Source organism: bacterium, from assembly GCA_020444065.1.
Lineage (GTDB): Bacteria > Sumerlaeota > Sumerlaeia > SLMS01 > JAHLLQ01 > JAHLLQ01.
The window spans coordinates 208,622-223,595 of the sequence record JAHLLQ010000003.1 but is presented as its reverse complement, the minus strand read 5'-3'; the positions used below and the strand labels follow the sequence as shown (position 1 = coordinate 223,595).

At 55.3% G+C, this 14,974-nt stretch carries 13 protein-coding genes and 1 pseudogene; all 14 read right to left on the bottom strand.

What is annotated here, in order from left to right:
• Nucleotides 1-324: 324 nt before the first annotated feature.
• The 14 genes and pseudogenes from KQI84_08690 to KQI84_08625 all read right to left on the bottom strand — a co-directional run bounded on the left by KQI84_08690 (nt 325) and on the right by KQI84_08625 (nt 14,971).
• The gene (locus KQI84_08690; protein MCB2154951.1) at nt 325-765 is read right to left on the bottom strand and encodes a tyrosine-type recombinase/integrase; all 441 of its coding nucleotides are present in this window, start codon (nt 763-765) and stop codon (nt 325-327) included.
• Nucleotides 766-1,179: 414 nt separating this feature from the next.
• Nucleotides 1,180-1,455, bottom strand: a pseudogene (locus KQI84_08685) (phage integrase SAM-like domain-containing protein).
• A gap of 27 nt (nt 1,456-1,482) precedes the next feature.
• Nucleotides 1,483-1,728, bottom strand: coding sequence for an Arm DNA-binding domain-containing protein (locus KQI84_08680; protein MCB2154950.1), 246 nt, complete (start codon nt 1,726-1,728; stop codon nt 1,483-1,485).
• Nucleotides 1,729-1,741: 13 nt separating this feature from the next.
• On the bottom strand, nt 1,742-1,960 hold the full coding sequence (locus tag KQI84_08675) for a helix-turn-helix domain-containing protein (GenBank protein ID MCB2154949.1): 219 nt from the start codon (nt 1,958-1,960) through the stop codon (nt 1,742-1,744).
• Between the two features lie 64 nt (nt 1,961-2,024).
• Nucleotides 2,025-2,897 carry a DUF1738 domain-containing protein gene (locus tag KQI84_08670; GenBank protein MCB2154948.1) on the bottom strand — a complete coding sequence of 291 codons (873 nt, stop codon included), beginning with the start codon at nt 2,895-2,897 and terminating at the stop codon, nt 2,025-2,027.
• Nucleotides 2,898-2,976: 79 nt separating this feature from the next.
• Complete coding sequence (locus KQI84_08665; protein ID MCB2154947.1) at nt 2,977-3,696, bottom strand: hypothetical protein; 720 nt, start codon at nt 3,694-3,696, stop codon at nt 2,977-2,979.
• Between the two features lie 93 nt (nt 3,697-3,789).
• The gene (gene radC / locus KQI84_08660) at nt 3,790-4,263 is read right to left on the bottom strand and encodes a DNA repair protein RadC (GenBank protein ID MCB2154946.1); all 474 of its coding nucleotides are present in this window, start codon (nt 4,261-4,263) and stop codon (nt 3,790-3,792) included.
• A 403-nt stretch (nt 4,264-4,666) separates the two neighbouring features.
• The gene (locus tag KQI84_08655) at nt 4,667-4,954 is read right to left on the bottom strand and encodes a hypothetical protein (GenBank protein ID MCB2154945.1); all 288 of its coding nucleotides are present in this window, start codon (nt 4,952-4,954) and stop codon (nt 4,667-4,669) included.
• 235 nt (nt 4,955-5,189) lie between these two features.
• Complete coding sequence (locus KQI84_08650; GenBank protein ID MCB2154944.1) at nt 5,190-5,732, bottom strand: hypothetical protein; 543 nt, start codon at nt 5,730-5,732, stop codon at nt 5,190-5,192.
• A 51-nt stretch (nt 5,733-5,783) separates the two neighbouring features.
• A complete protein-coding gene (locus KQI84_08645) occupies nt 5,784-6,419 on the bottom strand; it encodes a hypothetical protein (GenBank protein ID MCB2154943.1) in 636 nt (211 codons plus the stop codon).
• 274 nt (nt 6,420-6,693) lie between these two features.
• The gene (locus KQI84_08640; protein MCB2154942.1) at nt 6,694-7,254 is read right to left on the bottom strand and encodes a hypothetical protein; all 561 of its coding nucleotides are present in this window, start codon (nt 7,252-7,254) and stop codon (nt 6,694-6,696) included.
• Between the two features lie 117 nt (nt 7,255-7,371).
• On the bottom strand, nt 7,372-7,992 hold the full coding sequence (locus KQI84_08635; GenBank protein ID MCB2154941.1) for a hypothetical protein: 621 nt from the start codon (nt 7,990-7,992) through the stop codon (nt 7,372-7,374).
• Between the two features lie 1,027 nt (nt 7,993-9,019).
• Nucleotides 9,020-9,577: a hypothetical protein gene (locus KQI84_08630; protein ID MCB2154940.1), complete on the bottom strand. Its 558-nt coding sequence runs from the start codon at nt 9,575-9,577 to the stop codon at nt 9,020-9,022.
• 150 nt (nt 9,578-9,727) lie between these two features.
• Nucleotides 9,728-14,971 carry an AAA family ATPase gene (locus KQI84_08625; protein ID MCB2154939.1) on the bottom strand — a complete coding sequence of 1,748 codons (5,244 nt, stop codon included), beginning with the start codon at nt 14,969-14,971 and terminating at the stop codon, nt 9,728-9,730.
• Nucleotides 14,972-14,974: the final 3 nt, after the last annotated feature.

The window sequence follows — 14,974 nt, the reverse complement described above, 5'->3', positions numbered from 1 at the left end:
GCGATTTCTAGTGACGTGTGGGAGGGGTGACCACACGACGCGTTTGACACAAACTGCTTTCCACGGGATTGCTCGATCGGGTGACAAGCCTAACCAAGTTCTCACGCAATCCATAGACGCGATCGCCAACAAGACGATGATAGCGGGCTTCTGTTTCGTTCGGGCCTCTCGGGCATCTACCAAGCATCCTAGGCAAGCAACGTTGCCCCTTCCACTCCCCCACCAGACCTCCCTCCCAAAAGAAGAGGCCCCCAGCAATCCCGGCGAAAGTGACTGCTGAGGGCGCTCTGGACTCGGGGCCGACGAGCAGGGCTCGAGATGACGTTACATCTTGACGACCTTCGCCGTCTGCACCGGATCCTCGTCGGGTTTCTCCTTCTTGAATAGACTCGGCACCTTGGCACCGGATTGAACGACATGCGAGTCGCCGATGTGAGCGTAGCGCATTGTCGTCTTGATGTCGGCGTGACCCATGAGCTGCTGAATGGTTGGAAGGTCCACGCCGGCTTTGACCAGGAACGAAGCGTACGTGTGCCGCAACGTGTGAAAACACACGCCCCGCTCCTTTAGTCCAGCTTGCTCAACGGCCTGGGTGTATCCCTTTGGTAAGTCCGTCAATGGACCTCCCGACACCGGGCTGGGGAACAGAAGCGACGAAGCGATCTGCATCTCGAGCGAATGGAGCAGCCCTCCAACCTTTTGCATGAGAAGATCGATCGAGGGTGCCCGTTCGTACTTCTTCAGCTCTAGCGGTTTCTCCTGCATGATCCCATCGCCACTCCGGATCTCCTTCCAGTGCTCAAGCCGTACCATTCGCTTCCTGGCCCGCTCGATACGACATCCAAGATCGGCACGGAACTCGTCGAGGATCTCAAAAAGCTGTGGGTTTACGCCGACTGTTCGGGACTTTCCGCTCTTTGTGTTAAACTGAAGATGGGCCTTCGGCTGGATCCGGCAGGTTCCAATCGTTCGATCCAGATCAGACCACTCCAGATGGAAGATCTCCTTTCGCCGCGCTCCCGTGAAGATGGCGGTCGCGACAATCGCTTTCAAGAGCACCGGGGAAGTGAGGGAGTCGTTCCGGGACTCAATCTTCCCGCACTCCTCCAGCAATCTCTGACATTCGTGCAGCTCGAGGAAGACCAGCCGGCCATGACGCGGTCGTGGCGGTTTGACCGAATCACAAGGATTTCTCTCCATGATGCGCTCAACGACAGCGAATCGAAGACTGGCGCTCAGCATTCGGTACCGAGTGAGCATCGTGTCGTTCGTCACAGCGCGTTCTCGGAAATCCGCCGTCATGAAATCCCTGACCATTCTGGGAGTAATCCGGCTAAGCGGGATATCTCCAATCTGCCGAAGCGCGAGGTTGAAAGCGCTTTGGTAGCGTTCCTCGGTTTTCTTTGTCCATGCCGGGCCACGATTCTCGGTGAATAGACGAAAGAGCTGGCCCAGTGTCTTGGCTCGTGACTCCGCTGCGAGTCACTCCTGCTGCCGAGCGTGCATCAGATCGTCCGGATGCATGTGGCCGGCTTCCAGGGCGGGCTTGAGATGATCCCGCACCCAGGTCTGTGCCTGCGTCTTGGTGAGGAAACCACCTCTACGCTTCTCCTTTCGCTCGCCCGTCCCGGGATCAATGGCTCGCCACTCGACTATCCACTTCGTCTTAACCGATCCATCGACGCTTTTCCATCGCCTCTTTCGGTAGGCCGGTTCCGGGTTCTTCATGATCGTTCTCCAATCAGTGTCGACGTTTGGGATTTGCTCGATCCATCAGCCAAGTCTCGACGTCCTCGCGAAGGAATCGGATCGTGCGCGGACCGAGCCGGTACTGGCTTGGTCCGTCACCGCGAGCCATAATGTGGCGGAAAGACTTCTCCGACACGTGCAGGTAATCTGCAACTTCCTGGACGGTCATTAGCTGGGAAATGGATCTGCTTTGTCTTTGTGATGGTTGCATGGAAGGGCTCCTTCCCTAGTTGGACTATCAGGGAATAACGGAGCCCTTCCAGACAGGTTGGGGGTCAGTTGGCTTCGCTCAGAACAGATTTGCCCACGATGAAATCGGCGGCTTTCTGCGCCTGGCTGGCTGCAAAGACGACCAGCTTCGGATCTTCCTTCAGCTTCTCGATCCAGTGGGCGATATAGGCGGCACTGTTCTCGATGACGGCACCGTCGATCCCGACGAGTCCGCAAAGCATTGCCGCTGTCATTTCGGCAACTAGCTCCTCGCGGCAGTACGGATCGGAGCCGAAGCCCTTTGACTCGCAGAGCGTCGTGCGGTTCAGCCTCGATTCGTGGCCTGTGGAGTGAGCCAGTTCGTGAAACAGGGCACTGTAGTACTCCCCTTCCGTCTGGAAGAATTCTCCTGGCGGAACATTCACCAAATCGGGCTTAGGCGCATAGAACGCCTGGGCCTTGTCGTGCGTGATCGCTGGCGGATAGGGCATCTGTGCCACTATCTGCTCACATTGAATCAGGGGATCGAAATCCGCGTTCCTAATCTCGGGTTGCGGGTAATCAAGATCCTCGCACTGTGTGGCATTGAACACGGTGTAGTAGCGCACCACAAACTGGGGGTGATCTTCATCTTCATCAGTCCCTTTGCCCTCGGATTCCATGGGGCGAAGGTCCTTCCAGAAGATGATTGGCCAGCCCTGCTCGCCTTTGCGAACGTGGCCGCCGCGTTCTTTGCACTGCCTGAAGGTCACCCAAAAGGGCGATGCGTAGCCGGAGAATGCCAGCATGAAGAGGTTCACGCCGCGATAGGTCTTCTCCGAGATCAAGTTCTTCGGAAGGCCACTAATGGAACTCCACGGCTTGCGCCAAGGCACCGTGCCCTGCGACAGGAGCTTTAGAATTCGGTCGGTGATGACTTCGTAGACTTTCTTGGACATGGGAATTCTCCTTGAAAAGGAAAGAGCCCGCCTCGGTGGACGGGCCCTCTCCCTGTGGCGTGAAACATGAGATTGCGAATCAGCGACTCGGTGTGCGTTGTCGGTTGTTCCGAGCTCCATTCGACCACTGCCGACTGTTCTGCCCCGATTGTCTCTTTCGGTCGTTGTCTCTGGGCTGCTGCCGGGTCAGGTACTGCTCCCGTCGGGCAAGAGCCAGCTCGTAGAAGTTGCCGTCCTCACGCAGAATCTTCTCGAGTGCATCGATCGTCTTTTCAGCCGGCTGGTACATATTCCGAACTAGTTCATCGTGCAGGAATGCCCTGCTCGTGGCCTGGCAGATTGCCTGACCACGCTGATCATGTTCTGCGGCTGCAGTTATCCATGCGAGCGCTTCCCAGATCGCATCCCGTCGATAGCAATCGTAGCTCCGCCGTGCCATGATCCAGCGTCTGGCTTCATCTCGATCCCTGCCAGCGAGGTTTACTTGAATCGCCACGAGGATTTCGAGCAGCGGCGTCTCCTCGGAGATCGGCTTCTGGTTGTTGATCATCTCGTTCAGGCGACTGAGGTTCGCATCGATCAGCAGACCTAAGGCCTCGACCTCGGCCTGAATGAGCTCTCCAGCAATCCATGTGATATGATCGTCGGTGGCTAGCCGTTCTGCTGCATGGCGGATGAAGTCGGAATCGTTTGCCTCGTCATTCGGCGGCGGGAAATCAGTCGCGTTCTTTTGTGGTTGTGTGTTCTGGAAGTCGTGGTTGCGGCCGTTCGAACGGCGCATGGGCATTGTCGTGTTCATCGATCATCTCCAAGTTGGATTAAGTGTCCGGCAGCATTACGTAGACCGGCTCGCTCACGAATCCATGGAACCCCATCTTCGCCCGTCGCGGCTTCAGGACAGGCGTCGACCACAGTCCAGCTCGCCGTTGTCGGCAAAGCTATGGTAGTCGCCATAGCCGACAATGACGTGGTCTAGGATCCTGATACCCAACAGTTCGCCCGCCTGAACAAGACGACGTGTCACGTCGCGGTCCTGTCGCGATGGCGTTGGATCGCCGCTGGGGTGATTGTGCGCGATGATGATCGTGTGCGCGTTCGATAGAATCGCTGCCTTGAAAACCTCCCTCGGGTGAACGAGCGACTGGTTGACGGTGCCACGGCTGACCTCGTCGATCGCCATGACTTCGTTCTTCGTGTTTAGGTGCAGGCAGAAGAACGACTCTCTGTCGCGCTGCTGTACGTCTCGGAGAAGTTTGAATACATCGTCGGATCGTGATATTTTGACGACCGGATTGTCGCTGACCTCGCGAATCAACTGGATCGTTCCGGTGTGAACCTTCGGATACGCTCTTGCCTTTCGCTTCATCTTGGTCTGGGGCATGTTCGGCCTCCTTGTGGGATGCCGACGGAAGAAACCCCATGTTCTTGTTGTTCTTGGATCTGCTTCTCGGGCACAGACGGGTGGCGGAACGGCGGGGTTTCCACTCATAATGACCCCGCCCCCTCGAAATCGAGCGTGTCGCCCCATGCCACGCAAGCTACCGGCCTGTGTGACGAGGATCGAGACCCTCGCGTGTAAGACTCATAGTGCCATCGCGCTTGGAGCAGGTCTGAAGTGGTCATCCGGACTTTCCTGAAGGAGTAGAAGAGCCTGAATGACGACTCCGAGTCCAGGGCATGCCGCCCCCATTTCTCCTTGCTTGCTAAGGCACAAGGGGATTGGCCGATGAATGTGATGCCCGTTGAATTACTCGGGCAACACAGGCGGCCTAGTTCTCATTCCCCGGATGATTCCCGCCAGCCCATCCAGTGAAGCGCTGGACTTCTCGACGGTCGGCCACGTTGAGGGTAGGTTGCCCCCCCGGCCATTGGTCCGAGTTGGACCTGCAATATGCGCTCATCTCGGTTTCAAAGAACAGCGTGTGCTTGTCGGGTATGCACACTTCCAGCAGGAAGATTTGCAGGGGCGGCGGCGTGTTGCCCCTGTCTCCTTGCCGGAGGACCAGCCGTTCACGACCGCCGGGTTTGGCGCTGCTGGAGCCTTCAACTCGTCGCATGGGTCGTCCTCCTATAATCTTCCTGCTCCGATCAGTTCCTGAGTGGTATGAGAGACGCTCGGTTCCTAAGCTGTCGCCTTCTCCGAGATAAGCCGGTCGGTTGCCGCTGACTCTCATCTTCGCCCGAAGGTAGACCGGGCCCCACCATCTCGCGATAGTGATAGACCCCCAGCGCATTTCCCCGCTGGTGTCACTCGTTGGTCGATCGGTAGGCATTTCAATCACTGCGTTACTCTCAGTCTTTCAGACGCTTCTTCCAGCGTCCGATCGTTTGAAGAGGAATGGTCTTTCCCGTCTGTTCGCGAATCTGGTAATGCAGATCGCTGAGGGTGGCTGCTGGCCGGATTCGCAAGTAGTTCCTCAGCACGTGGCTACATCGGGCGTACTCCGATCGACTGCCCGGCCTCCTCGTCCCGGGGACCGGAAGCCCGTGTTGATATGTCGTACGGTAGACGTTCACTGTGCTCTGGCTGACATTCAGTCGATGAAGGTAGAAATTCAAGTCGGGGTTTGCGCCGGCGATGAAGATGGCGCTGATTACTCGCCAGTACTTTGCCCCCACAGCGTTTCCGCGCCTTTCCTCTATCTGAGCCAGTCGTTCGAAGTGCGATTCGATGTCCTCCCGTGTGGCAGGAACGCTCTCAGGCAATTTCAGTCCAGATGGTCCTTTCCGATCCGTTGCTCGGGCATCTTGGTATGCCACGAGGCGCATCCGCACAACAACCGGATGAGGCTCTTCGAGGTGGCATTGCTTGTACTGCATGGTCTCGAGTAACATGGTTTCGCTCCTTTCATCTGTTTTCGCAATAACAGCCCTTTCGGATTGCATTCATCGTGATGTGGCTGCTGAGGCGAGCATGCAGGCAAGAAAGTCCTCCGTCATGAACTCGGAGATGCCCTCACAGGCTCCAAACCGCCTCTCTTCCACAAGCATGCGAATCTCTGGGAAAAGCCAGTACTCCGGGTCCATGAACTCGAATGCCACAACGGCTGGTGCCCGGTAGATGAAGCGCTGGAACTCGACAGGGAAGCCGCCCTCAACAAGTGCGAACTGCTTCCGGGTCAGATACCTTTGTGAGAGTGCCTCGATCCGCCGAGTTTCGATGTCCTTCATCTCATCGACACACTCATAGATGCGCACCAGGATCATCTCCCTATCCGGGTGGTACTTGAGGATTGACTGCAATGAAACGTTGAGTGAACGGTTTGCCTGGCCGGGTTGCCGTCTCAAAGGAAACGTCTCTTTAAGCTCTTCGTAGACGTCAATGCACGGGAATACACGCGGGCAGATCTTGATCAGCTTGTCGAACTGCCGGATCCATCCAACTCGGGCTCGCATCACCCGATAAATGGTTTGCCTTGCGATTCCGAGCCCAACAGCAACTTCGGCCACAGGGATCCGCATCCACAGAAGGAGAAATACGATTAGATCTGTGTCCTTGGCTGTAAGTCTGGGCGCTGGCATTGGTAGCTCCGATTTACTGCACTTCCATTAAATAGCAGGGGGTCTAAATCGCCGCCTCGGGGAACTTGAGCGTGTGACGAGGGAGACTCTGGAGATCCTGGCAACGGATGCATTCAATCGAACGATCAGCCGACCCTCGCAGGAATCAGTTCTTGGACCCCCCGGGGGGTGAAGCCATATCGATGTTCACAGGCAGGGTTCGAAGAGATCCAAATGAGTTCCATATCACCCGGGGGATTTGGCTCAGATGTTCTGGGTGGGATGCCGAGAAGGTTCACTCGATCCTTTCCCAGTCGTCGGGCCCGAGATCGATTATCCCATCCGTCGAGTAGTCAGGATCGACCAGTTCCCCCCTCATGGGACCAGGATCTGTGGGTTCGGGGTCCTCATCCGGAGTGCCACAAATGCCATCGTCGTCATCCTCGAGGATTATGCCATCGATGATAAACGAAGCATGGTTGCCTCTGATGAACTCTGCGGCCGAGTTGAGTAGATGACGCAAAAACTCCAAGATTTCGTCATTCCCACAATCTTCGTGTGGAAGGTCGTCATCGTCCCAGACCAGATCGCCGTAATCAATCCGGGCGAGCAGCAAGATGATACCCTGATCGCTCATGATCGTTCTGAGCGCCCTAGCGTGCTGTGCAACGAGTCCGATCAAGTCTGCTTCGAAATACGGAGGTTGGTCGAATAGACGACTGGGTGGCTCGTCATCAAACTCGTCCAGGGCCAACATGGCCAGCTTGACGATTTCCTCTTTCTTCTTCGTTTCCATATAGTGGATGCGGTCGCAGGTGTCCTTGATCGCGTCGGTGAAGTCGTAGATGTCTTTCATGACAGACCCTCTCCTTTTGGATTCGAACACATCGAGTGTCCGTAACCACTAATAAGGGCCCTGTTTTTCCGCTGAGGGTCTTCCTGACCTCTCAGGTCCAGGAACCAGCAGCATCGATCAAACCTCGGCTCGTACGTTACGTCGCCAGCTTGAGAGGGTTGCGATACTGATCGAGTGTCCCGCCTCGTCGAGCTTTGCTCTAATCTCCGCCAAAGTCGCATGCGTATTCTCGGCCAAGATCGCACGGACAATGGGAGCACATTCCGGAAACTGGGACCTCCTGCCCCGGCGCTTGGTGCCTGGGATCGGTCCGTTGTTTTTGTATAGAGAACAGTACTTCTGGATTGTCCTCTTCTTCAGGCCAATGTCGAAGAGCCAGGGATTCGTCAGAGGATCTCGGCCTGCGAGGTAGACGGCATGAATTACCTTGTAGAATCGAGCGCCATGGGCATTTCCCGCCGCTTCCTGCTGCCGCTGAAGCGCCTCGAAATACGCGGCTAGTCCTTCCAATGTGTAGGCGACTCCCAGGGGATACATGAGCCCGGAGGGGCCGCTCGGAACCGTTGGTGTATAGCCACGTCTCACCGAGTCATCGAATCTCTGCGAGGCATGTCTGTACTTCTCGAAGCGGTTTTCCAGATCCCATTCATGAGGTTCTTGCGGCCGCCTGCGAGGCTTCGGGGCACGCAAACGTAGCTGGTCCACGCTGGGGAACTGTGGGTTGAAGCTGGTTGTCATTCATGAATCTCCCTGAGTAGTTTCTTTTCAATATTATGTGCATCGCTGCGTTGAGAAAATCGCTTTCACAAATTGCTGCACCGAAACGCTGCCCGTTGTCGTGTCCAGGGCAACTATCGCAATCATTCTCTGGCTCAGTTCGACTCAGTAGATGTTCCATCGCCTCTGCCGAATTCCCGCGGTCCAGTCCAACCGAAGGACCTGGCCCCGCGGTAAACGAACGCAGGCCACGTACGCTCTCACATCTTCGCCTTCAGAAGAAGAGTGCTTGCACGAAGAACGTGCCAGTTGACACGGTCAAAATGAGACAATGTGGGAATTGTGGGATCGTGGAATCGTCGCTCAGATCACCCCTCGCCAATTGCTGAAAGGGCGATGTTACATTTGGCAACTAGACTTAAGTGAGATTCCCTGTGAGGGGATGAAGAAGTACCAAAACAGAATCTTCATCGCCTAGACGGCTTCTCACCCTCCTCCCTCTAGCCTGTCAATGAGAATTTCCTACTTCGGCTGCAGCCCCTGCACCGTATGAATGATCTTGACTGGATTATAGAAGTAGAAATCTCAGCGTGCGGAGATCTGTCGGCACCTTGTTTGGGACGCAGAATCCGTGATGGCCGAGATGAGAGTTGCAGGCCATCCTGAAACGGAGACGGAGGTCTTCAAGCATCGTTGCCCACGAGAGCCAGTAGTATCCCTCTGAGTCTCAGGAGGGCAATCCAGTCCGTTAATTCAAAGCGCAAAGGCCTCGGATCCCGTTTCATTGAAACGGATGCGATGGGGGATTGCACAAAGAGCATCCACATATCAAAACTAAAGTAGAACGACTCGCTAATACGCCCCTCTTCCCGGTATTGCTCCCCATGCTTCTCCCCGGGGTTCATCAATTTCACCGTCCCGCCTAGCGATAAGGTGGGCGTGGAAGTGCATGATGTTCTGCCCCGCTGACTCGCTTCAGTCTACGGTACCTTTGAAGGGCAAGTTCAAATCATCGGCTTCGTTCAAAGATCCTGAGATACCCTGCAGATTACTGTCGAGACCTCCGGCGCTTCGCGTGGCGACAGCAATTCTGCACCGGACACTCCTCACATCTCGGAATCTCTCTCTTGCAGAAGAGCGCGGCAAGATCGAGAATCGCCCAATTGATCTCGCAGGCTCGACGATGGTTGACTACCTCTCGGCACAGAGCTTGAAGCCACGGGTCATAGCGAATGTCCGCGAGTCTCCTCGGCGAAAAACATCTCTCTGCAACCCGTGCCATATTCACATCCAGCAGCGGTTCACGACATCCATGGCAGAACAACAGTACTGCGTTGGCGACATACTGCCCTATGCCTGGCAGAGACTCGATTTCTTCGCGCGCAGACGGGAAGCGGCCATCAGTCTTCAACATCATCTTCGCGAGTTTGCTCAAAGTTGCAGCACGTTTGCTGGACAAACCGAGGGGTTCCAGGAATTGCTTGAGTTCGGATTCTCTTGCGTTGGCCAGATCCACCCAACATCGAAATCGATCGAAGAAGTCAGGGAAGAACACGGCAACAGTCTCTGCCCGGGTGCGTTGGAGCAGGAGTTCGGAGACTATCATCTCATACTCGGTCGCTTCTGGATTGCGCCACGGGAAGGTGCGTCCATCGAGCCGAAACCAGCGAAGGAGCTTGGAACGGAACTCGGCAATTCTCCACCGATGACGAATTAGTCGAGCCTGCAATTGCCGGTCCGTAGGATACAACATTTCCTACCGGTCATTCAATCGATGGACCAAGAGGTAGTCGAGGCCCTCTTTCGTGAGTTCCCGTCCGCGTGGTCCGTGTCGAATGAAGCGAAGACGCACAAGGAAGGGCTCGACCTCATTCAATATGCGATCCTTGTCGACTGTTCGCATTAGATTAAGGATATTCTGCTCGCCTACAGGCCCCTTGGACCTTTCCAGAATCGACAGATACTGGAAGTCCATCGGAGTCAGCCCGTTCTTATCCATCTCCCTTGCACACCGAACATCTTCAAGATGGCCCAGCAGGGGCTTTGGCTTTTCGGCCACGATGGTCGCTGTCTCAAGCGCCTCTGCAAGCTGGATTGCAATTCGTGGCACGCACCGTCCCAAGGTGGCCAACGCTTTGTAGACTTCCTCCGGCCACTCATCGTGTCTTACCTTCCCCGCAACCATTAGCGCTACCTCATCTTGGAAGTACTCGCGCAACTGTATCTCGTCGCATCGACTCACGAAGGCTGCATCCACTTCTGAGGCGCGTGTTGTAGCAAACAGGAATGTCGCTTGATCAACTCGGGCGACTTGATCGGACAGAACCACGGTTCTATCCGCAGCCTCGAGCATCGTGAGTAGAGTCTCCTGAACTGCGCGCGATACAAGGTGAACTTCATCTATGAAGACTGTGAGTGGGGGATACTCGAGAACAGGGAGCCCCAGTTGTTGTCCCGTCTGGGAGGGCGATAGTCCGTGCGTCTCGAGTTCTCCGTTGATCAACTCGAACAGTCTGTTGCGACTGGAAACGCCTCGGCCATCTAGCTTGATGAAGGGCAGTCCAAGTGCGATGGCGACACGACGTGCCAACTCGGTCTTGCCAGTACTGGGAAGTCCCGTGAGGAGGTAGTTCTTCGCAAGATGAGGTGGCTGCTCAATGAGAGCCCGTAGAAGATCGTTAGTCAGGCGCATTATCGCGGGTTCATTTCCGATAAATCCCTCAAATGCGTCCCGAACCTGCTGTCTCACCTCCTGGGGCACAGACGTACCTGCCTGCACGAAACCTGGGAGTCGATGTGTGCGACTAGTAGTGTCAGGCTTGTCCAGTAGCCCGTCAGGTGGAGTCTCCAAATCGGAAGGCGTCGATGGATCCGTAATGATCACTTCTGGCATAGCACGATCTGGGAAGGCCTGCCCCAGTTGGATAGGGTGTGAGGTGTAGGAAGGAGACTCCTCACCTTTGGCATGGGTCGTCCGACTGTGACAGTTTGGGAAAGAAAAATCCATTTGTCTTACCTTCGAGTCGAGGCTTTGAGTCACGGGTGCCTCTCCGAGTAGCAGGGCGCGAGCGTCCGGATGAGAGATGACCAGAGTATCCACTCTTGAATCCCCATCCAAATCGGCCAGCTTTGTCTCAGGGAAGTCGCCAAAGATCAGCAGGCGACCTGCAGCATTCACAATCATATCTGCTTTGAACTCCAAGACATCCTGCAAGACTCGCTGGTGTATCTCAGCCCATTCATCAACTGCCCTTTGATGGATCGTCGGGTCGCCATAAATGCGAAAGCCAAAGTCAAGAATCTGTGAGAGCAACGCTGCAGTACATGTTCGCCAGAGCTCTGTTTCTTCGAACTTGCAGTAGAATAAGTTCAGTAGGTCACCCAGATTCTGGGCTTGGCAAAGATGGGCTCGCATCTCGGAGGGGCTTGCTCCTTGAGCCCGAAATTTGACCTCCACAGGAGTCATCTTGATGCGAACTGGCTCCGCATCGGCGGACAACTGGATTCCCAGTACGAGAAGATCGGGTCGTTGAAGCGTGCCAGATTTCTCCATCCTGGAGTCGCGCAATCGGGATAGTAGCTCCCTGTAGGGATCTACCGGAAGAACGAAGTGGAGGCATTCTCCCTTCTGGACGGGTAGCCGAGACTCAATGTTTCCGCCTCGAAATGAATCCTGCAGTAGGCGGGCTGCGAGAAGGAGTCCCAATTCACCACGCGATTGACTTCCTCCCGCAGCCAAACGCTTCAGAATCGGAATTCCGCGTCTTGAGATCTCCTCTAGCAGATCCTTCACCGAAGGTGGGGGATCAACGATAAGCGCAGCGGCACGACTGATAGCATCGTTCATCGCTTGATTGGGACGCGCGACCAGATAATACCCAAGACTGCTTGCCGCCCCCTCCCCCAGCACTCCCGGTAGCTCATAGTTCCACATGTAGCCCGTCTGGCCAATCGTACCGCGGACTATGCATGCAGGATCCACCTGACTTGAAGTTATCGAAAGGTAAGTTGATTCTCCGAGACGGCTACCGATGGCATCGCTGTTGGGGATAAATCGGAACTGAGAGCAGTCAGTTTTGAGGGCTGCTTGTTCCTCATACTTCTGAATCGCTCGCGCGAGCAACTCTGGTAAGTCTTCACCAGTCAAGCGAGTTGAAGCAACACGGGACTCCACTATGGAGCGGGCTGCAGAGAAATCCCGACGGATGCGAATTCGAAATGTCCCGCCCGGCGTGATTGCCGATCTGGTTGCTCCTCGAATTCCTTCGTGCTTCCGCACGCCAAGTTGGTCGATTATGGTCAGATCAATTGAAGAATCGATAGCGCTCGAGTCTCTTCTGAACCAGCGCACTTGTTCCCCGGTGATTTCCGACAGGTTCGCAAGCATTTCCGGAGATGGATCGCCCCCCCCTCGCGTATCAAACACCTCGACCCCAAGACAGCCACGCGCACGGAAGGTATCCTCCGCGTACTGCTCCTCACTCCATCTCAAGACTCCTCTTCCACATTCGCTAGAGGCTTCTGCGTCTCCAACTATCCCGATTCGTAACGTAGCTCGCGCCGGGAGTAATTGGGCGACCTCCTCGAGGCTATCTTGGGTCTGGTTGGCCGTGAAGCCGCCCGTTATTGTACGCACATCTAAACCCAGTTCAGCAAGTCGGCGCATCGCCCAACCACGAGATTCGGATTTGTCCAAGAAGCTGGTATTTATTAGCACGCTCCAGTTTGTATGCTCGCACGGAAGGGCGAAGAAGGAGCGTGCCTTGAGCTCATTACCATTCCACAAGTGAAGAACCGAAGCATCTGGACACTGCATGGGACCCAGAAGCCCAGCCGCGGGACAGCGGCAGTCAAGCTCCAGCGATTCCCTTAACTGACGCTGCGCTATGGCATGCCAACACAGCCGCAGTGGGTGGAGCGGTGAGAGAAGAATTACGACCGGCTCATCTGTTGCGATTTCGCGTCCTGCTTGAGGATTCCATTCCGCAGCAAATAGAGCGATAACGTCCACCCAACTGGCACCAACCTGATCCTGTTCGAGCCACTGAACATATTGCTTTAGATACTCAAGAAACAAAGGGGCGAGATCAGGGCGATCCAACTCAATCTCAGAAATACACCGCTGTTCATCGTGCAGCCTGATCCGCACAGCCTCCCGGGCATTGAGAAGAGATTCTGGGGGAGAAAGATTGGGGCGCGGATCAATAGATGGTTCAATGTTACCGAGCAGCCGCGTGCCCTCCCACTGGATCGGTGCATGTCCAATGTCCTTACTCCCCCAACACGCTAGGATAGGGCGCCAGCTCTCCTTTGACGTCAAATAGGATCCGAGCTCCAGGCGGTGAATCCATGTATCTGGAGCATGGGGGATGCATTTGCCCTTCCTGGAGCGGTGCTCTGATATGAGTGCCTCCAGGCGAGACTTCGAGATTTCTGTAGGTTCTTGCACCGCAATCCGAAGTGTCCACTCACCCATCAGGTCATTATCTGGGCCACGTACCTCCACATGGAACTCATCGTTGTTCTCGATGTCGACTTTGAATCGCGTGCATGGAGAACCTGGAGGCACTTGCTGGCAAATGGGTGTCTCTCCCGTTCCGCTCAGGCAAACCCTTGAAGCTGTCGTGGAGTGATAGACGGTCAACTCAGTGGCCCCTCCCCGAGAAATGGAGAGCTCCTGGCTCCAGGATTTGCTCCTTCGAGTTTGGATGGGGATTGAGCTCCGATCAGCTCCGCTTATGACCACGAGTCCGCCGCAGGCAAATGAATCGAGTGATATGACCTGAATGGTGCCGGGGCGTAGATTCGCGGCGGCAACGGAATATTTGATGGCCTTCAAATGCTCGGGAGGTCTAGGGTCAGAAATTCGGAGTGGATCTTGTCCTGATTGTGCCAGTTGGGCTGAATCTGTGCGATCGATTTTGCGTGTGAAGATTGTGTCAGATGGAGCCTGTCCACTTTGGCAAGACGCCGCTAATTCCACGTCCTGAATGACAACGTAGGGTCCCTTGCGAAGGGGATTGGCAGCTTGGAGTGCATTGTTGCATACGAGTCGCATGCGCCCCTGATCAGTGCCCTGAGTGAGTTCCGAAAGCAGATCCTCGATGATGACCGCTGATAGAGAATTGTACCACTGAGGGGATGGAGGTCCCGCCCGATAGAAGTGGATTGGTGCAGTTGACATCAGGGTAGGAGAGGTTAGTTGGGGCGCAAGGTGTGCCAGCAGCCCATCAAGATCTGACTCCACGCTGTGGCGCTTAGCGGCATCAGTTGCTTTCATTTGTTGAACGGCAGATTGGAGCCCCTCTCTAGCAATGAATTGGGAGAGACTATCGAGAGTCTGATACGCCCGCTGGAAACCAATTGATGCATTGCCCGGAACTGGAAGTCCAGTTGCTCGAGAGCCATCGTCCATGGCAGATCCTGTTTTGTCAGTTGAAAGCAACCGATTGATCACCTCCCACAATGCGGAGTCTCTCGAGCTCGGATCCAAGGAACTGGAATCACGGCAAACGATATCCAGAAGTTCTGTGGCCTGATCTGCTGACAAACCGATTTTATCCGCAACTACATTTGCTAGGTGAGATTGCAGAGGATCCTCATTGGAGCGCAGTGTGCCGACTTTTCCGATGGTTTCCGTGGTATTGGCCAGTGATTCTGGACGGACATCCCAGGAGTGTCGGCTTGCAAGCATCAATACCAGGGGCGCAGAGTTGCGAACTGAAACTGCATAGTCCCAGTTGCACACTTGTGAGAGCGCCTCTCCTGAGGGAGTTTCACGGGAATCCACAAGCAACACGATCACTTCCTGCGGCTTGCCTCCGCATGGGACTTGCCAGTCGTGCGTGCCTCCCCCTGTGAGGAGTGAGAATAGCTCTCGATTGGCTTCGTCCGGGGGGCCGATCAGGACGGGTCGAACAGATGCCGTCGGATCCCTCAAAAGGGCTGCAGCAAAGTGTCTCTCAACGTATTTCTTTAAGTAGCTAGCCAGAGCGTGCATTCT